The organism is Haloferula sp. BvORR071 (assembly GCF_000739615.1).
Lineage (GTDB): Bacteria > Verrucomicrobiota > Verrucomicrobiia > Verrucomicrobiales > Akkermansiaceae > Haloferula.
Window position 1 is genome coordinate 49890 of the sequence record NZ_BATP01000039.1, and the last position, 19905, is coordinate 69794.

The following is a 19905-nucleotide window of genomic DNA, read 5'->3' on the forward strand; positions in this document are numbered from 1 at the left end:
GGAGCCGCGGGTCTTTGTGGAACCCTCACCGCGCCACCTGCAGCACCCCGCCTGCGCAATCCAAGCGCGCCCTCATCCTTACCAGCTGCTCTATTCCTAACAATCCCACCACTGGTACCGCCTTCCCCATTGCATTCCGGTCAGAACCCTCAAGGAGCTTCATCGGGCTGCTCATCACCTCGATCCTCCCCAGGTTCACCGCTCCGCCCAGTACCAGTTTCGGGGTCGTGCCCTTCTTCAAATACCCGGTCCATCCGCCGGCCCCGTAAGCTCCGGAGCTGGAATGGCTCAATTCAATCCCGGCGGATTTGGCAAAGCGCTCACCTACCACCGAAACCTCCGCCAGGGTATCCACGATCATCAAGCCCTCGGTCTTGCCCAAGGTCACCGGCACCGCCCACATGAAGCCGGAGGCACCGTAGTGGTGCTTCACCAGTCGCACATCGAACCAACCCGGCGGCGTCGGATGCGCTCCTCCTGCAGCCGTGATGGTGAGAGTGCCGGTACCGCAATCGACCAGTGCATTGGCATCCGCGAGTTGCTCCAATCCCAGAATTCCCAGATGACGGCCCATGCCGGGCACCGCTTCGCTCGGGATGGCGCGGAAACGGTGGTTCCCGGAAAGGCTCTGGAACGCTCCCTTGCCCATGCCGGGCACGCTGGCGGAGATCCTGCCTTCCATCACACCGCCTTGAGATCCCGCGATGCCCTGAATCTTCAGGTCGGACCTGCGGAGCTTCACCCCCATCTCATCCGCCAGCCGGACATTCACGTAGGTGTCGTAGCTGCCGGTATCCAGCAGCATGCACCCGGAGATCCCTTGGATCTCCACCGGCAGGCCCAGGCACTGATTCCGCCGTTCGAGCCGGATCGTCGTCCGCTCCTGTCCCCGCGAACCGACCCCGGAATTCCCCGGCAGGGAGCAACCTGGCATCGCGAATCCCGCCATGATCTGAATGGCGAGCAGGACTGGCCACCTTCGAAAAAAGCTTCCGATTTTCATTCGCATCGACATGGGGAGGCCGGCCGGGGTGAGGCGGTCCACTCTGAAACAATTCCTCACGCTGGCGATGATTCGGATAGGAAATTCCGTCCTTGGCCGGATTTGTTGGTGAAACCGCACGCCAGCAAGTCCGTCTCTAACGGGTCTGCCAAAAAGAAACGCCCCGGGTTCTCACCCGGGGCGCTCTGAATCCTTGGTCTGTCAGGTCGCTGACTCAGCGCTTGAACTTGGTCAGCACCACACCCACCGCTCCAGAGGCGACGATGCGAATGCCTTCCACCGGGGTAAGCAGGCCAGCCTTCACCAAGTCGTTGGTGAGATGCGCCAGTGAGGAGACATAGGGACCCGGCTTTTTCGGATTGAGCACCGGCAGGCCCGCGGCATAGCGGTCCGCCAGGGTCTTGCCACTTGTGTCCACCCGGTTCGGCACCGTGCTGTTCACGCCCAGGATGCTCACCGTGGCATCCATGATCGAGTTCACCACGCTGTCCACGTCGTCCGTAATGCCGTCGCCATCGGTATCGACCGGGGGCGGCGGGACATCCTCCTTGATGGTGGTCCAGACGTGGCCGATCCCGCGACCGCCGGTTTCCGCATCGATCAGCGAGCTTTCACCGAAGGCGAAGCCGAAGTCCGGCAGCGCCTTCATGCCGCTGCCCAGGCCGGTGGCGGCCGTGGTCGCGAGTTGCTCGAAGAGGACGCTGCTATCCGCGCCGGAGATGATCCGCACGCCACCCGCGTTCGCCACATTCACACTATTCAGCGCCGGCGAGCCGATCAGGTAGTCCTGCACCCCGTCGTCGTCGAAGTCGAGGGCACCGCCGACGTTGATCGACTGGGACGCCGGCAGACCGCTGACGGACAGATCGAGAATCGTGGTGAGATCCGCGCCGGAGACCAGCAAGGCTGTTCCGCCGTTCAGGGAACCTACCAGCAGGTCCGAGATTCCGTCGCCATTCGCGTCGCCAGCCGATGCCAGGTTATTGCCCATGCGGCCGCTCGGAGTCGTGCCGATGAGTTGCGCCACGGGGGTGTAGTCCGAGCTGCGGACCAGCACCACGCGCCCGACGAAAGTTCCGCCGGTGGGTCTGTAGGACGGAGTGCCCGTCGCCAAGTCGGGCTTGCCGTCTCCATCCACGTCTCCGACTGCGGCGACCGAGGTGCCGAACATGCTGAAGGTGACATTGTCCTGCAAGGTCTGCAGGGTCGATCCATCCGCTCCGGACTGGATGAAAACAGCGCCACGGAAGCTGCCATTCACATAAGTCGAGGCCCCCACGAAGAGGTCCTCCTTGCCGTCGCCATTCTGGTCGCCGGCATTCGCAAGCGAGACGCCATACTGCGAGCCCACGGTGCCGAAGCCCGCGGAGATCAATGCGCCGGTGGCACCGGAGAAGACCCGTACCGTGCCCGCGCTGGCACCAATGCTGCCAGCATATCCCGGGGCGCCGACCGCAAGATCGAGCACGCCGTCGCCGTCAGCATCCAGGGCCGCGAGGGTAGTTCCGAAGTATTGGGAGGAGGCCGAGAACTCGGGCAGGTAGGTACGCAGGGCGGTGCCATCCTTGCCACTCACGATGAAGGCCGCCCCTGAGGCAGGGAAACCTTCGGTGGCGTAGCCGGGATCGGAGATGGCAATGTCGGTGACGCCGTCACCGTTGATATCGCCTACCGCGGCGAAGGTCGCGCCAAGCTGCTGGTTCTCGACCTCGGGCAGAAGGTCGAATGCCAATTCAGCTCCGTGGACTTGAAGCAGGAGGGTGGAGCTTGCGGCTGCGATGAGGATTGTCCTCAGCCGCAGGGGAGTCAGGGGTGTGTTCATGTAGGGTGTGGGTGTGCATGGCGACCCTACAGTCTGAACCCAAAACTCTAACAAAAGTCAATATTCACTCTAACGATTCGCTTTTCCTAACTATTAATTCTTAATGACTTTTAGTTTCGCGTGTAAGGTTCTCCCCTGACAGGGGTTGTAGGTGGTCCAAGAGCGACAAGACCACGGTCTCCGGGAGCCGCCTCCGCTATGCCCGCGCCCGGAACTTCGCGCACTGCACCAGATACTTCTCTGCCCAGACCTTCACCTTCGCCTGCTCGTCCAGGGAAAGCGTGCGCACCACTTTGGCCGGCGAGCCGATCACCAGTGAGCCCGGGGGGATGATGGTGCCGCCAGTCACCAGCGAGCCCGCGCCGATGATCGAGCGCTCGCCGATCACCGCGCCATCCAAGATGATGGATCCCATGCCCACCAAGGCCTCATCCTTCACCGTGCAAGCATGGAGGATCGCCGAATGACCGACCGTGACCAACTCGCCCAGATAGGTGCCGAGGTCGTCCGAAACGTGGATCACGGCATTATCCTGCACATTGGAGCGCGGGCCGATCACGATCTCGTTGATGTCGCCGCGGACGGTCGCGTTGTACCAGATGCTGCCTTCGTCGCCCAGGGTGACGCGGCCGATAACATCGGCGCTAGCCGCGATGAAGGATGTGGGGGCGACAGTCGGAAAGAAGTCTTCGTAGCGCTCGATGGCCATGCGGGAGCATGCAAGCGCGATCCGGGCCTGTCACCCGTGAATCCACCCGCGTGCCATCCAACGGAATTGTCACGTGGCGTCTTTGCCACGCAAGGAAGGGCGACGCGGCAACGGGATCGCCTAAATGGCGACCGTCGCCATGAAGCTACCTCCTACCCTCATTCTCACTTTTGTCGCCTTTGCAGGCGTCAGCCACGGGCAACTCCTCCTGACCGAAGTCCAGTCCAACCAAGCTGCCGCCAACTCGGGAGACTTCTGGGAACTCACCAATATGGGCTCAGCCGCAGTGGATATCAGCGGCTACCGCTGGACCGACTACACCGGCGGGAACAGCTTCTCGAACGCCAATCCGGTGCCCAACGGTACCGTGATCGCCGCGGGCGAATCGATCATTTTCACCCATGCCTCGGAAGCGAACTTCCGGACCTGGTGGGGTGCCGGACTACCAGCCAGCGTTCGGGTCTTCCCGTCCCCCGGCGGCAGCCCCGGCCTCGGCGGCGGAGATGGCGTGACCTTCTACAATAGCGCTGGGACCACGGTCTTCGGCTTCACTTACGGCACCGGCGGCTTCGTCCGCTCCGATGGTAATGCGATCCCGGCAAACAACCTGCACGCCGGTGCCGCGGCCGGAGGCACTGCTACCCAGTCCTTGGTCTGGGATCCCCGCTCCAGCGTCAGCGCCCCGAAGTACACGAATGCCACTGGCAGCAACTTCGGCAGCTTTGCCTCCGCCACCAATGCCTCGGACATCGGTTCGCCCGGCCGGATCGACAAGGGGATCGATCTCTCCACTTACGTGCGCGTGGCCCGCTACCCGCTGCCGGAGCCTTTGAGCACCGCGCTGCCGGATGGCACGCCCAATACCAACCTGCTGGCCCAAGAGGCCTCCGGCGTGGCCTACAACTGGGACAATGACTCGCTCTACATCGTGGGCGACGGCGGCCGCTCGGTGACCCGGGTCAGCAAGACCGGGCAGTTGCTCGATACCATGACCCTCGCCTTGGGCAGCAGCCCGCAGGGCACGGAGTTCTTCGATACGGAAGGCATCACCTACGTCGGAAACGGCTACTTCGTCTTCACCGAGGAGCGTGACCGCCAGCTCGTGAAGTTCCACTACGATGCCGGGACCACGCTCACCCGCGCCGGCACCCAGACAGTCAAGCTCGGCACCTTCAACGATAACCTGGGAACCGAAGGCGTCTCCTATGACCGCCAGAACGGTGGCTTCATCGCGCTGAAGGAAATGTCGCCGATCGGCATCTTCGCCACGGACGTCGACTTCGCCGCCGGCACCGCCACCAATGGCTCGCCGACCACCGAGAATTCGGTCGATCTCTTTGATCCCGCCCTGCTGGGCCTGACCGACGTGGCGGATGTCTTCACCCTGCCTGACCGCCGCCTGCTGGTGCTGAGCCAGGAAGACGCCCGGATCGTCAATATCAGCCGCAGCGGCAGCATCTCCAGCGTGCTCAATATCAGCGCCGATCCCGCCGACACCCTTTCCGTCGCTGCCCAGCAGCATGAGGGCGTCACGATGGACAGCAACGGCACCATCTACGTGGTGAACGAGAACGGCGGCGGCAACATCAACCACCCCGAGCTCTGGGTCTATCAGCCGACCTCCGCCCCGAATGCGGCCCCTACCGCCATCGCGATCACCAATGCCACCACCGCGGTCCAGGAGAACACTCCGGTCAGCACCGCGGTGAAGGTTGGTGACGTCGTGGTGAGCGACGACGGCTTGGGCACCAATACCCTGACGATCGGCGGGCCGGATGCCGCCTTCTTCCAGATCACCGGCTCCAGCCTCTACCTCAAGCCGGGCACGATTCTCGATTTCGAGACCAAGACCAGCTACAGCATCACGATCTCGGTGGACGACACCACGCTGGGTGCCACCCCGGATGCTACCACCTCCTACACGCTGGCGGTGATCAATATCGAGCCGGAGGACTCGAGCTACCCGCCTGTCGTGGTTTCCGAAGTGGCGGCCTGGGCGAGCAGCAACAGCCCCGCGGCCTGCGACTGGATCGAGCTTACGAACACCACGAACGCCGTGGCCGATATCAGCGGCTGGAAGATCGATGACAATTCCAACTCCTTCGCCGCAGCGGGTCCGATCGTCGGCGTGAGCCAGCTCAAGCCGGGCGAGTCGGTGATCCTCTTCACCGACATCACCGCCTCCCAACTGGCCGATAAGACCGCCAGCTTCATCAATACCTGGTTCAACGGCACGGCCCCGGCCGGCCTGCAGATCGGCTTCGTCGACTCCGTGGGCCTCGGTCTCAGCTCGGGTGGCGATGCGGTGAATCTCTACGATGCCAGCGGCACCCTGCGGAACAACGTCACCTTCGCGGCGTCCTCTCCCGGCCCGGTCTTTGCGACCTTCGACAACGCCGCCGCCCTCAACGGTACTGCCATCTCGCAGCTCAGCGTCCCGGGCGTCTACGGTGCCTTCGTCGCGGCGAGTGACTCGAACGAGATTGGCTCCCCCGGCACGACCGGCGAGATCATCATCTCCGAGGTAGCCTCATGGGCGAGCTCCAACAGCCCCGCTGCTGCCGACTGGTTCGAGCTCACGAACCTAGGCGCACGGCCGGTGATCCTCAGCGGCTGGAAGGTGGATGATAGCTCTGCTTCCCCACTGGGCGGAGCATTGGGCCTGAATGGTGTTCCGGAACTGGCCCCGGGTGAATCGGCGGTCTTCCTGGAGGCCACCAGCCCGACCACCGCGCCAGCCACCATCAGCACCTTCAAACGCACCTGGTTCGGCTCAAATCCCCCGGCTGGCCTTCAGGTCGGCTACTACTCGGGCCTCAACATCGGCCTCAGCTCGAGCGCCGATCAGGTCAACCTCTACGATCCGACCAACCAACTGCGCGCCAGCGTTTACTTCAGCGTTGCCGACAACGTCTCGCCTTTCTCAACCTTCGACAACGCGGCGGGTATCGATGCGGCCTTCATCTCGGCCCTGAGCGTGCCGGGAACGCATGGTGCCTTCATCGCCCAAAACGATGCTGCGGAGATCGGTTCGCCCGGCGGTATCAGCAACTCCAGCCTCACCGGCTTCCCGGCTTGGCTGGCGCTCCATGGCTATCCGGCGGCATCCTTCAATGCGGACAGCGATGGCGACGGCCTCAGCAACGGCCAGGAGTATTTCTTCGGCCTGAACCCCAATGACTCCAGCGACGGAGCCAATGTCCTGACCCTGATGCAGGGCGGCTCCGGATTGGAGCTCGGCTTCAGCCTGCTGACCGGGGCTACGGATGTGAGCGGCGTATTGCAGGTCTCCACTGACCTCCAGCACTGGAGCCCGGCGCTTGAAGGCGTCGATTACCTTGCCGCCGCGGGCACGCTGAATGGCACGGAGACCAGTTATAGTCTTCCGATTCCGGGCACCCTGCCTCCCGCCCCCGGGACTTCCGCGACCTATCTCACTCCGCATACCACCCCGACACCCGGGGCCAGCCTGGGCAGCGTACGCTTCATCAACCACGGCTTGGTTGGCGCAGGCCGCCTGAGTGGCGATAGCTTGGACAGCTTCGGTGAAACTCAGGGCGCGGCTTCCGGGCTCTTCATCACCGACTGGTCTTGGGATGGTGAAGCGGGTCGCTTCCACGGCACCTTCAACGTGCTGCCGGACCGCGGCTTCAACAGCGGCACGATCTTCTCGAACTACGCCGCGCGGGTTCACCGGGTGGACTTCAACTTCACGCCCTACACCGGTGCCGCACCCGTCGCCCAGACCCAGATTACACCGAGCTACATCGATACCACCAAGTTCACCTATCTGGATAACGGTGTTGAAAAGTTCACCACCGGCTTCAACCCAGATGGCACCAGCACGCTCTTCGGCCAGACGGTCGGCACGGCCACCGCGGCGAATGGCCCCGGCGGTGCGCAAACCAAGCTGCTGAGCATTGATGCGGAAGCACTGTACCTCTTCCCGGATGGCTCCGGCTACATCGGGGACGAATACGGCACCTACATCGCCCGCTTCAATCCGGACAAGCAGATCACCGGTCTGACCCAGCTGCCGACGGCGGCGCAGCCCTTCAAGCCCGCAGGCACGCCGAACTACGATTCGGTGAATCCGCCGGCCAGCGGCCGCCGCAACAACCAAGGCTTGGAAGGTGTTTCGGTAACTCCGGACGGCAAGCGCCTTCTGGCCCTGATGCAGAGCGCGCTGGTCCAGGACACCAATGGAGCCCAGCAGCAGACCCGCAACAATACCCGACTCTTTGTCTATGACATCGAGTTCGACCGGGACCATCCCGTGCTGGTCGGGGAATACGTCGTGAAGCTGCCGCGTTGGGATTCAAACGGCGACGGCCCGGAAGCCGATCGGACCGCGGCCCAGTCGGAGATCGTCGCCCTGGGCGAAGGAATCTTCCTGATGCTGCCGCGCGATGGCAACGGCCTCGGCACCGGCCTGAACACCGGCAACCCACCCGCGCCCACGGTGCTGAAGTCGGTGCAACTGGTGAGCCTCCGCTCGGCCACGAACATCCTGGGCCTCTACGACGGGCCGAATGCTGCCATCAGCCCGGCTGGCGTGCTGAACCCTGCCATTGTTCCCGCGGCTTCCACGGAAGTGATCAACATGCTCGCTCCGGGAGACTTGGCGAAGTTCGGCTTCAATACCAACAACACCACTCCTGACTCCAACACGGTCAACGAGAAGATCGAGGGCATGGCCCTGGTGCCGGACCTTTCCACTCCTGCGCCCGATGACTTCTTCCTCTTCGTGGCCAATGACAACGACTTCCAGTCCTCGAACGTCATGATGCTCGACGGCAGCGGAAATGTGGTCAGCCAAGGCGACGGACGCTCGAATGCCGGCAACGGCCCGATCGTCAACGACGCCCGCTTCCTGGCCTACCGCGTGACGATCAATACCAGTGGCGCGAAGTTCTTCCGCTTCGATGTGACCCAGCCCTGAGTTTCTCCGCCCTTGGGCTCCATGGCAGACGGTCTCCGCGGGCAACCGCGGGGACCGTTCTTTTTTACGAAATAGTCACGGGCCGTTGCCGGGGCGTCGCTTTGGAATGTGACTCCCGGCCTTTTGCCGGCTCTGCTCATGAATACCCACCCCCTGCTGCTTGTGGCGCTCTGCTGCGCCCTTCCGTCCGTGGCCCCCGCGGCCTCGGTTATCGTCAACGAAATCAACGCTGGTGGCGCTTCCATGCCGGGCGATTGGTTTGAGGTCGTCGTGGTTGGCAATGGCACTGCCGGATCCACCGTGGACATGCGCGGCTGGTCCTTCCGGGTCGACAACAACGGCACCACCAACACCGGCTTCTTCACCCTTTCAAACGCCAGCTACTGGAGTGCGGTGCAGGCGGGCACGATCCTGACCTTCCACGAGGACAATACCGCGGCGGGTGGATTGGATACGGGGATCAACATCGTCGACAATTTCGCGACCGCCGGCTGGGCGCACACGAACATCTACGTAGGCGACTCGACCTACGTGAATACCTCTGCGGTCGGCTACGACGGGAGCTTCCCGATGGACGAGAAGAACTCCCAGGTCGCGATTTTAGATTCCTTTTCGACGTTGGTCTTCGGTCCGTCCGGGGAGGGACAGGTCGGCTACGCTGGCAGTGGGGTGAGTGCCACGGAGATCTTCAAGCTGGAGGCTGATCCCTCACCCTTGATCACGCTCACGTCCCAGTACAACGATGGAAGCACTAGCACCTTCGGCGCGCCGAACGAGTGGAGCGGCGGTGCGTCCCGCCAGAGTTTTGCGGCCTTCGTGGTCCCGGAGCCGTCTGCCTTTACGCTGGCGGCCTTGGGTCTGACCGGCCTTCTGCGCCGTCGCCGCTGAGGGCGCCTTCCAAGCCTTTTTCCCGTTAAAAGGCCCGGTTCCGCGGTAGGAACCGGGCTTTTCAGGCCCGCCTTCGGGCTCGGAAACGATTCTCTGGACAGCCGTCACATTCACGCGGAGAAGTTCGAGGTCGGCAATCACTCGCCTCCGCAAGGTCGTCCTTGACGAAGGGGCTTGGGGCGTTTGGTTTCCGCCCTCCCGGAGATCCATGCAAAAATGCCTTATCGTCATCGGACTTTTCGTCCTCGCCATCGGCCTTCGGTCGGCGCGTAAGGCAATGGTCCGCAAGGCGGGCGCGGTGGTTTTCCTGACGGCGAGCTTCTTGTCGCTGTATTACCTGACCGCCTGCCTGTGGTGGGGGATTGCCGGCGTGGCGGTATGGTTCTTCCTGCCTTGGGTCGAGCTGCTGACCCGGATCCGGCGGATGCGTCTGCCACTGGAGAACCGGCTGCGGCAGAAAGAAGTGCCGGATCCCTCCTTCTTCCCGAACGCGGTGGAAGCCGCCGCGGCGATGGAAGAAGCTGGCTTCGAGCATGTGGATGACTGCGGCTGGGAGTGGGGCGGGATGAAGCAGTTCTTCCGCTTGTTCTGGCACCCGGAGGAGCGGGCGGTCAGCGCGGTCTGCCTCTGCGAGCAAGGGGATGTCGCCTTCGCCTTCATCTCGGTGACCTCCCGCGATGCGGACGGCCGGATCCTGCGGACCACGAATTTCCCGTTCTCGCCGACCCTCAAGTGCCCGGCTAACATGCGCTGGAACCATGTCCCCTGTGAGCGGAACTGCTTCCACCACATCCTCAAGGACCACCAGGACTTTCTGCGGCGCCTGAACGTGGAGCCGGACAACCTGCGGATGCCGGACCCGGATGAGATCGAGGAGTCGATTGAAACGGAGATGAAGACCCAGATCCGGCACAACCTGGAAGCTGGGATCATCCGCGAGACCGGCGACGGGCACTTCGAATACTCCTTCCGCGGCCTGCTGTTCCTCTGGGGGCAGTTCGTGAAGGACATGGTGAGGCTGTGCTGAAGAATTAGAGGCACCGCCTAGCGCGCCAAGTTTCAAGACCTTTGCAGACTTTGCGACTTGGTGGTTCGTTCCTTTCAAAGGGTCATTTACAGGATGACCGGAAGGTGATCTGATAGAGGCGGTGAAAATCCCTTCGCCAGCGGGTGTTTTGTCAGGCGTGGCTGCGCTTGTGATCTTTGGCGGGACGGTGGTGCTGATGAACGTGCCCTCGGACCGCGGGGTGAGGATCGGGGTGGGGGCAGCGGTGCTGGTGGCGGGAGGCTATCTGGCAGGTGGGAGAGGCCGGATGGGTGGTAGTGGCGGTGGCAGCAGCGTGACGCGCTTGGTGGAGATCAACCGCGATTTGGAGAAGCAACTCCGCGAGGGACGGGAGTCGCATCGCAAGCTGGAGCACTACTTCGAGATGCTGATGGCGAACGTGCCGGCCAATATTTACTTCAAGGACCGCGAGTCGCGCTTCCTGCGGGTGAACCAGAGTATGGCCACTTACGTGGGACGGGGCCATCCGGAAGACCTGGTGGGCAAAACCGATCACGACCTTTTCGGAAAGGAGCACGCCGACCAGGCCCGGGCGGATGAGATGAAGATCGTGAAGACCGGCATCCCGATCGATGGCCTGATCGAGCGGGAGAACTTTCCCAATGGTAAAACCGGTTGGGTGCTGACCAACAAGATGCCCTTCCGCGACCATGAGGGCCACATCATCGGCACCTTCGGGATGTCGAGTGACGTGAGCACCCTGGTGCAGGCGCAGCACGATCTGGAGCGTGAACGCAACATGCTGCGCTCGCTGATCGACGGCTTTCCGGACAAGATTTTCGCCCGCGACCTGGAGCGCCACTATCTGACGGTGAACAAGGCGATGGCGGAGTGGGTGGGCGCGAAATCGCCGGAGGAGATGATCGGCAAGACGCCGGGCGACTACTTCCCGGAAATGGTGGTGCGCACCGGCAAGGAGGAGGACCTGCGGATGATCGCGACGGGAGATCCGGTGCTCAACCGCGAATGGCAGCTCGAATTGCGCAAGGGCGACCTCCACTACTTCGTGACCACCAAGGTGCTGCTCCGCGATGCCGATGGGAAGCCGTGGGGGATCATCGGCATGGACCGCGATGTGACCGAGCAGCGTCGCGCGCAGGAGAAGGCGATCCAAGCCGAGCAGCGGATGCAGGAGATGATCGACAATAGTCCGGCGGTAATCTCGATGAAGGACCTCAAGGGCCGCTACCTGATGGTGAACCGCGGCTTCGAGGCTCTCTTTGCGCTGGAGCGCAAGGATGTGCTCGGCTTCACCGATCACCAGCTCATGGGGGACAAGGCGGCGGCGGACAAGTTCCGCAAGCACGACCTCTTGGTCGCTGAGCGCGGTGAGGCTCTGCAGATGGATGAGGAATTGTACGTGGACAATGAGCCGCGGACCTATGTCTCGGTGAAGTTCCCGCTGCTTGACTTGCGCGGCGAGCTGAAGGCGATCGGTACGATCTCCACCGACATCACCGACCGCAAGGCGGCCGAGCAATCGATGCACCGGCTCAACGACGACTTGATCCATGCCAACGAGGATCTCCGCGCCGCGCAGGAACAACTGATCCAGGCGGAGAAGATGGAGTCGGTGGGGCGACTTGCGGCTGGCGTGGCGCACGAGGTGAAGAACCCGCTGGCGATGATCGGCATGGGCATCGAGTTGCTGGCGCGAAGGGTCCCGGCGGACGATGCGCAGGGCTTGGAGACCATCGAGCGGATGAAGCGGGGCATCGACCGTGCGAAGAAGATCGTGAAGGGCCTCGTGGACTATTCCTCCGCGCGGCAGCTCTCGGTGGAACCCAAGGACATCACCGAGGTGATCACGGATGCGATTGCCTTGGTGGAGTATCCTCTGCGCCAAGGGCGGGTGAAGCTGATCAAGGACATCGAGCACGAACTCCCGCCGGTGAGCGTGGACTCGACCAAGCTGGAGCAGGTGCTGGTCAATCTCATGATCAATGCGATGCACGCGATGCCCGCTGGCGGCACCCTGACATTGCGCGCCTACAGTCAGATCCTGAGCGGCGTAAGGCGCGATGAAGGATTACGCACCGCGGGTCACCTGCGGGAGGGTGATCGCATCGTAAAAATCGAGGTGGACGACACCGGCACCGGCATCGACGAGGCGATCATGTCCAAGCTCTTCGATCCCTTCTTCACCACCAAGCCGACGGGAACGGGGACAGGCCTGGGCTTGGCGGTATGCCGCAAGATCGTCGAACTGCACAACGGAACCTTGGAGCTGGAGAACTTGCCGGCAGGCGGGGTGCGGGCTTCGATTACTTTGAAGGCTTGAACAGGTATTGTGATAAGGGCGGACGAAGACACGGTGACGGCAGAAAGATAGCGAAAATGAGCTTTGATTGACTCTAGGATCTGGCGGCGGAGAATTCTTCCTTTCGGATTTTTTCAGAATGCCATAACTTCTCTTTCGCCGATTGCTAGATGCCCGCCCGTAAAAAACCCGTGGAAGCCAGCGACATGTCGATCCGCTCCGATTCCGGCGCGAACCCAAGTGATCTTGTAAGATACTCCCGTGCGGGAGATGCCTTTCACTATCGCTGGGCCGCGCGAAGGTGCCTTCGAATGATCGATCCACGCTGCCCCGTCTCTTCGATTACCATCGAAGCATCGCTTGAACCAGATTTGGCAGGGGAATGCGCGATCGACTTGGCCGAGTACTCCGAGTCTGCTGATGGAAAGACGAGCGTGCACTATGTCCAATTGAAGCACAGCACAGTAAGAAAGAGAAAATCGATCGGGCTCAGAGATTTAGGGGAGACCCTCGGTGCTTTTTCTGCGCGCCTCTTGGAACATCACACCCAGAGCGATTCCTTAGCAGCAATCGACTCGATCGGCTTCAGTTTTGTAACCAATCGAAATCTCGCGCCTAAGCTTAGCAAGGCACTTCATGCTATTTCGGAAGGTGGAACCATACCCATCGCTCAACGGCGACAACTTGAAGCGGCAACTGGTCTTCAGGGCGATCAACTCCAGTCATTTATCACTTCCTTAGTCGTCGCTGATGGTGAGGGTGATTATGTCGTGCAGCATCAACAACTGCATGGTGAGTTGGCTGAGTACTTGGCTGGATTCGTGGAGAGTGAAGACGCGGACAAAATCGTTAATTTGGTTTCCGAACGAGCGCTACCACATCCTGTAAAAGGCAGAAGGAAAGGCGAGATACTTCGGGAGGATGTCCTGCAGCGCCTCGGTGTGACGTCTGACCGGGACCTTTTTCCTGCTCCCCGTGAATTCGAGATCCTTCCGCACATCATCCAACGCGAGCAACATGACGACTTGGTGAATCATGTCATGAGGTCTACGTCGCCGGTGATCATCCACGCAGCAGGAGGCGTCGGCAAGTCTGTTGTTGCTCGCCAGATTGCAGAAGGTCTTCCAAAAGGATCGTTGGGATTGGTCTACGACTGCTTTGGATCCGGTAAGTATCGGAATCCCAGCGAGCCTCGCCATCGCGCCTGTGATGCTTTGGTCCAGATAGCCAACGAACTTGCCGCGTCCGGTTACTGCCGCATGCTCGTGATGCATCCCGGGACGTTGGCAGACGCACTCTTCCGTTCCTTTTTTTCCCGGTTAAAAGAGGCTGTTCAAGCGCTGAGAGAGATCGAGCCGACAGCGCTACTGGTGATTCTGATTGACGCCGCCGATAACGCCGAAATGGCGGCGCAGGAAAACAGCGATAAATGTTTCGCCAATGGGCTGCTTCGTGAGCAACTGCCGGAAGGGTGTCGGTTGGTGGCTCTGTGCCGAACGGAGCGCAGCCACATGCTCAAACCTAAGAGCTCAGTAATTCAGCTACCCCTTGAGCCATTCAGCGAGAAGGAAACTGCGGCACATCTGCGGAGCGTCTTCCCTGAAGCATCAGATGACGACGTTAGGGAGTTTCACCGCCTGACTGGAGGAAATCCGCGCGTGCAAGCCAACGGACTAAGGAGTGGGCGTCAGACAATTGAAGAGATCTTGGCAAGCCTCGGTCCCTCTGTAACTACAGTTGCCGCCCAAATCAGCGGACAACTCCAGTCAGCCGTGGCGGGGATCAAGGATCGCAGTATCGCTGAAGTGTCGATCCAGGTAGACGCGATATGCTCAGGGCTGGCGAACCTGCCTCCATTTATTCCGACAGCCGTTCTTGCCAAGGCGGCGCAAGTGGAAGAGCCGACTATCCTAAGTTTTGTCAGCGATCTCGGGCATCCCCTCTGGCATTCGGACAGTTCGGTGATGTTCCGCGACGAGCCAACAGAAACATGGTTTCGCGAACAATTTGCTGGTGATTCCAACCAAGTCAAAAAGTACGTTGAGTTACTTGCCCCGCTGGCGAAGGATTTCCCCTACGTGGCCAAGGCCCTGCCGCAACTGCTGCTTAGATCTGGGGACTACGCTCGCCTCATTGAGTTGGCTCTATCCGATGAGTTTTTGCCGGATCATGACCCAATCGATGCAAGAAACATCCGTGTCTATCGACTTCAATTCGCGTTCAGGGCCGCGCTGAGACTAGATCGAATCGCCGATGCTGCGCAATTGGCGTTCCGCGCTGGCGAGGAAGTCGCCGGCGACCAAAGGCAGCTACTTCTACTGCGCCAAAATTTGGAAATGGTTGCCCCTCTGCTAGATCCAACTCGCGTTCAGGAGTTGGCTTACCGGCAGTTGCTTAGCGGGGGTTGGCAAGGATCGGCCAACGTCTATTCAGCCTCCCTTCTTTCCTCGGTTGAAGATTTCAAAGGAGAGGCTCGTGGCTACCTTCGCGCCTCTGAGAAGTGGCTGACGATATTTTTTGAAGAGCGATCAAAACGGGATAAGCGCGACATGTTCCGGGAAAGGCTACAAGATGCCGACCTCGCGGAGATGGCTTGGGCCTATTTTAATCTGTTGGAGGCCGAAGGTTTGGTTCACTTCCTGTTCAGATGGAGGCCACCGGAAGTGATTCTCCGCCTTGGAAGATTAATCGTTCGTCGTCTTATTGATGCGGCTCGGTTTGACGAAATTGAGAAGCTAGCCCTGGAAGGGCGCAAAAGCGCCTATTTGATCCTCGCGGTTGCGGACGAACTGGAAGCCGTCGCGAGGTTTCCGCCCAAGAATAGCTTGAAGCCTACTCTCGCCCTATTGGCCCGCCGAGGCATAAAAAGGGCGCGGGGGCTCTTCCTCGACAACACAATCACAGACGCCATCGTATCCTTCTGTGAAGCGGGCGCATTCCACAAACTCTCGACGCCAAAAATCTTGGCGGTTCTTGATTGCTATACGGAGACCACGGCGGATTCTACGATTGGAGGCGACTATCACGAACAACCTCGATCTAGATTTCTGCGAGGAATTGCACTTCGTGCTGCCTTGGCTTGTGCTGCCGAACCGGCTCCGAGAAGTCTACTGCCGAAGAAGGATGATGAGTCACGTGTGCGGCTCTTGAGTTCGAGCGAGGAGGAGAACTTGATTCAGGTGATAGGCGGTTTGCTCCCGTGGTACTACCTGCGCGCTAGGCTCATTGCCCGCGATACCGCGGCCGACGCTATTGATCTGGAAGGAGTCAGGGAAGCGTCCAAGTCGGCGCGCCGCGGGCGCTATCGGGCTCATGATCGGCTTCCTTATGAGATTTCCCCGGTATGGTTCAGCGTTCTGGCTTTAAAGGGGAATGCAACTGAGGAAGAGATGCGGCACTTCACGAAGAATGTTTTGGATCGAGCCGCGCAGAAGTTTTTGCTCAACGGACGCCTTGACGCTCTGCGCGTGGCATGTCGCTCAGCGCATCTAGCCCCCCTAAGGTCCGCATTGGAGCAGTCCTGCGTCGCCGCAGTTGAGCCCATGGCGATAGAATCTCCGGAGGAGCGGGCCGACTCTTACATCCGGTTGGCAAGGGCGGTCGTCGCCGTTAGCGCTTCGGATGCCTCAACCTATTTTATTCATGCCATCGATGCGGTATCAAGGTTCGGTGATGAGATGATTCCTCGCTGGGAGGCTATAGTGGCGGTTGCTCGGCGAGTGGCTGATGGAGGAAGATCTTCGGAACAAACGGCCTACCGGTTTTTTAAATGCGCGGAGATTGTCGGTGCGTCGGTTGCACGTGAAAAATACTGGAGTCGGAGCGACGTTTTCCGGGTTGGCGTCTGCTTGCACGCTCCAAGTGCTTTCGCGGCGTTGAGTCGATGGCGCGACAGAGAGGTGGGATGGTTTGCTCGATCGATGAGTGGCCTCGCCACCGAAGCGGTGAATGCAGGTGAAATAACGGCCCTAACAGGCTGGTGCCTTTCGGGCTTCCTCGCTTGCAATGCGGACTCAGAGTTTGCGACGAGATGTATTCGCCGTGAGGCGGATCATCTGAATCAACAGTACATCCTGGATGCCACAATCCGAGATGTCGAACTGGCGGGTGGAGGTAGTGAGAGCCTGCAGAGGTTGTCAGCAGTTGCGGAGGAATTTGCGTTGAAGCCAGGAAAGCTTCTATCTTTGCTGGCGAGTTACAAGGCTGCTTCCGAGTTGATCGCTACTTCGGCGGAGGCAGGTCCCCCACATTCGCATCGTGAACAGCTGCAAGCGTCGGATTGGGACGAGATTTTCAATGGCGTCGACGTCTTGAATTCTGAAGGAATTGCACTTGCCGAGGCTCGGTATCGGAGTGGGGATCCACCGTTCATGCTTGAAGATTTCTGGGGCGAACTGGTGCGGCGCGTTCCTTCCGACCGGGAGATCGAGTTTTTGAAGTTCGTTCCTTTGGCGGAATCCATTGATTCATACGATGCGGGCAACTTGCTGATACCCATTCGGGGACAGTGGCTGAAAAAGGCAGCGGTTAAAGCAAGGTGGCCGGAGTTCATGCGGTCGCTTGGAAAGCGGCATGCAGCGACTCTCACAGAAGCTGGCACCTTGGAATATTGGACGAACTGGGGCAGAGTTGACGAGTCCGACCTGCGGTACATTAAGGCCGGCATCGTTCGCGGCCTTGCCGAATCGTTTGATCTGGTGGATGCGCGAACCTTCTTTGGATTTGTTGCCAATGTTGCTGCGGATCTGACCCCAACTGAGAGCGGGGGACTTCTCGACTACGGGTTGAGTCGATTCGAGTTGCACATTGACAATGACTTTGGCGACGGGCCTTGGGATGAGTGGCTACGTCCGCCCCAAGCAACTAGCGATGCCGTGGCTGGGTTCATTTGGTCTGCTTTGGCCTCTCCCCTCTCTTCCACTCGATGGGAGGCTGTGCATTGCGTCCGCCGTCTTGTAGAGGCTGGTTGCGAGGCCGAGGTTGATGCGTTGATCGGCTGGTTGCAACGGAACTCCGTTGGCGCATTCGGAAGCCATCGTTTTCCATTTTATCAACTTCACGCGCGGTTATATTTTCTCATTGCACTGGCTCGCACAACCTGTGATGTGCCACTGCGATTGTATCGGCACGCCAGTATTTTCGCGTCACTGGCGTTGACGGGAATGCCGCATATTCTGATTCAGAAGACGGCGGCGGACATCGCATTGGCGATTGAAGGGGCCCAGCCGGGTGCATTCTCCGTCGAAACGACTCGAGCCTTGAGGAAAGTTGGAAACAGTCCATTTCCCTTGAAACAGGGGGAGAATTATTCGGCGAGCGAAAGCACTCCTTGGCACGTTCGAGGCGAGATAAAGAAGGGTCTCAACGTGAATTTCGGAATCGATTTCGATGCTTATTGGTTCAACTACCTTGGGCATGTTTTTGGAGTGCCGCCTCAAGAGGTAATCGAACTCGCTGAAGAAGCTGCCGTCCAATATCTTCGGGTTGCGAGCGGTGAGGATTATCGGCCGGACCCTCGAGCGGCCCTCTGGGAGTCGCGGGACTACTATGAGCGTGGAACTGACCACAGCCACTCGAGTTACCCTCGGAACGACGACTATTGGTTCTATTATTCATATCACAGTTTCCTGTCGGTGGCATCCCGACTTCTTGGAGCGATGCCGGTTATTCGCGGTAGAGACGATGACGAAAGCGAAAGCAACTGGGAAGAGTGGTTGAGCAGGCACTCCCTGACTCGCTCCGATGGGCGATGGTTGGTGGACCGAAGAGATCCTTCGCCGCTTAAGCGTCGGGCATGGACCAAGGGCCTCTCAGATCGAGAATGGCGATGGAGTTTGGGTGCCGACGATTTTCTGGATGTGCTGCTCCATCAAAGCCCGCAGCCAGGCTGGCTCAGTTTGGCCGGTAGCTGGACGGAATGTTCCCACGAGCGGATTGAAAGCATTCGAGTCTCAAGCGCACTGGTTACACCGGAGACCTCGCAAGCTTTGGCAGACTCCCTGAGACACCATGAGAACCCTTTTCAGTACAGACTGCCCAGCTATGGGGATACGGACAAGGATCTTCAGAGTTACCCATTTGAGCTGACTGGCTGGATTCATCGGGCGCGGGGGAATGACAAGCGCTTGGACGGATTCGACCCCTACGCGTGCGAGCTTGAATACCCTCCTTATGAGATAGGTGCCTCGTTTGCAGCGATGTTGGGAGTCGAATCTGACTACGAAAGGCGGACTTGGTGTCGGGCTTCGGACGGCGAGGTCTTGTTCGTCAGCGAGCTTTGGAGTGAAAAGGACGCTGAGGAGAGTGATAGAGCGTATCGCGAGGGAGAGCGAATCTCCGGAGCTGCCTCAGAACTTTGCCGCTTGTGCTCTTTGCTCGGCAAGCATCTCATTTTCAGTGTCGAGATCAATCGCTCGATCCATCGCTATCGTGGCTCGTCGTCTGATGACATCGGCTACCTCCCGGCATCCCATAAAATTTTCGTCCTTTCCGCCAATGGAGAACTCAGAGACGCCCGCCAAAGCCATCAGATTGGGTAAAGAGCTTGTAGTGCTTCTTGAACAAGAGGAGCGGGCAACTGTCCTGACTCGATGGATGGCTCATTACCTCGCCGAACAGATGACACTTGCGGAGACCGTGAATGGCGTCGAAAGGGCCGAAGCAGAAGAGAAATGCTTTAAGACGGTGTTGGCACTTTGGCAGGCTCGGGGTGATTGGCCTTCTGGACGAAGACCGTTCGAAAGGTTTGAACCGATCTTTGAAGCGCTGACCCGGTTGAATCCGGACGATCCTAGGCCATTTTTCTATCGTCGGCGATTGCGTTCGCAGGTCACTCCGAGTGATGAGGAAGATCCGGAAGTGCTCGACGTCGCTGAGGCTGTCGAAGTAATCGATGCAACCGCGAGAATTCTAATCGAAGCAGTCCTAGAGGAAGCCGCAGAAATGGCCGCGTCTGAAGGGACGAAACGTTTACTACAGGAAGCGATTCCGGAAAAGGGTATTGCTGATCTCCATATAATTGGGCGCTTGCTCAATATTGATGCATCGACTGTGAAGGATCCGAGGGCGGAAAGAGCCATGCTTTTGACTCGCCGAATAGAACGGTTGGACTCATTTGCTGAAATCTGCAGAAAGCTGAGGCGTGGCTTTTTAGCAGATCTCAAATCATTGAAGAAGGCACCCAAATAAGTCTTGTTATGCAAACGACCTTTCGGA

Annotated in this window: 9 protein-coding genes; 6 read left to right on the plus strand and 3 right to left on the minus strand. The window is 59.8% G+C overall.

The features are described 5' to 3' along the window. Positions 1-25: 25 nt before the first annotated feature. From BV071_RS20895 to BV071_RS20905, 3 genes are all read right to left on the minus strand, one after another. Complete coding sequence (locus BV071_RS20895) at positions 26-934, minus strand: pepsin/retropepsin-like aspartic protease family protein (RefSeq protein ID WP_265594705.1); 909 nt, start codon at positions 932-934, stop codon at positions 26-28. 283 nt (positions 935-1217) lie between these two features. Continuing rightward, on the minus strand, positions 1218-2825 hold the full coding sequence (locus BV071_RS20900; protein ID WP_035611475.1) for an FG-GAP-like repeat-containing protein: 1608 nt from the start codon (positions 2823-2825) through the stop codon (positions 1218-1220). A 196-nt stretch (positions 2826-3021) separates the two neighbouring features. Beyond that, complete coding sequence (locus tag BV071_RS20905; protein ID WP_035611477.1) at positions 3022-3534, minus strand: gamma carbonic anhydrase family protein; 513 nt, start codon at positions 3532-3534, stop codon at positions 3022-3024. Between the two features lie 139 nt (positions 3535-3673). Between BV071_RS20905 and BV071_RS33395 the strand changes: the two genes are divergently transcribed. From BV071_RS33395 to BV071_RS20940, 6 genes are all read left to right on the plus strand, one after another. Next, positions 3674-8476: a lamin tail domain-containing protein gene (locus tag BV071_RS33395; protein ID WP_265594706.1), complete on the plus strand. Its 4803-nt coding sequence runs from the start codon at positions 3674-3676 to the stop codon at positions 8474-8476. A gap of 138 nt (positions 8477-8614) precedes the next feature. Beyond that, positions 8615-9364, plus strand: coding sequence for a PEP-CTERM sorting domain-containing protein (locus BV071_RS20920; protein WP_035611479.1), 750 nt, complete (start codon positions 8615-8617; stop codon positions 9362-9364). 208 nt (positions 9365-9572) lie between these two features. Then, the gene (locus BV071_RS20925; RefSeq protein WP_035611481.1) at positions 9573-10391 is read left to right on the plus strand and encodes a hypothetical protein; all 819 of its coding nucleotides are present in this window, start codon (positions 9573-9575) and stop codon (positions 10389-10391) included. A 157-nt stretch (positions 10392-10548) separates the two neighbouring features. Further along, the gene (locus tag BV071_RS20930) at positions 10549-12711 is read left to right on the plus strand and encodes a PAS domain-containing protein (protein WP_035611483.1); all 2163 of its coding nucleotides are present in this window, start codon (positions 10549-10551) and stop codon (positions 12709-12711) included. A 290-nt stretch (positions 12712-13001) separates the two neighbouring features. Further along, complete coding sequence (locus tag BV071_RS20935) at positions 13002-19229, plus strand: hypothetical protein (protein WP_052573689.1); 6228 nt, start codon at positions 13002-13004, stop codon at positions 19227-19229. Next, a complete protein-coding gene (locus BV071_RS20940; protein ID WP_035611484.1) occupies positions 19186-19878 on the plus strand; it encodes a hypothetical protein in 693 nt (230 codons plus the stop codon). The genes BV071_RS20935 and BV071_RS20940 overlap by 44 nt, the downstream gene beginning before the upstream one ends. The last annotated feature ends 27 nt before the right edge of the window (positions 19879-19905 follow it).

What these genes read in the sequence shown, in the direction of transcription:
- BV071_RS20935 (WP_052573689.1), top strand. Translation starts at nt 13,002, where the DNA reads ATGATCGATCCACGCTGCCCCGTCTCTTCGATTACCATCGAAGCATCG.
- BV071_RS20920 (WP_035611479.1), top strand. Translation starts at nt 8,615, where the DNA reads ATGAATACCCACCCCCTGCTGCTTGTGGCGCTCTGCTGCGCCCTTCCG.
- BV071_RS20905 (WP_035611477.1), bottom strand. Translation starts at nt 3,534, where the DNA reads ATGGCCATCGAGCGCTACGAAGACTTCTTTCCGACTGTCGCCCCCACA.
- BV071_RS33395 (WP_265594706.1), top strand. Translation starts at nt 3,674, where the DNA reads ATGAAGCTACCTCCTACCCTCATTCTCACTTTTGTCGCCTTTGCAGGC.
- BV071_RS20925 (WP_035611481.1), top strand. Translation starts at nt 9,573, where the DNA reads ATGCAAAAATGCCTTATCGTCATCGGACTTTTCGTCCTCGCCATCGGC.
- BV071_RS20895 (WP_265594705.1), bottom strand. Translation starts at nt 934, where the DNA reads ATGCCAGGTTGCTCCCTGCCGGGGAATTCCGGGGTCGGTTCGCGGGGA.
- BV071_RS20900 (WP_035611475.1), bottom strand. Translation starts at nt 2,825, where the DNA reads ATGAACACACCCCTGACTCCCCTGCGGCTGAGGACAATCCTCATCGCA.
- BV071_RS20940 (WP_035611484.1), top strand. Translation starts at nt 19,186, where the DNA reads ATGGAGAACTCAGAGACGCCCGCCAAAGCCATCAGATTGGGTAAAGAG.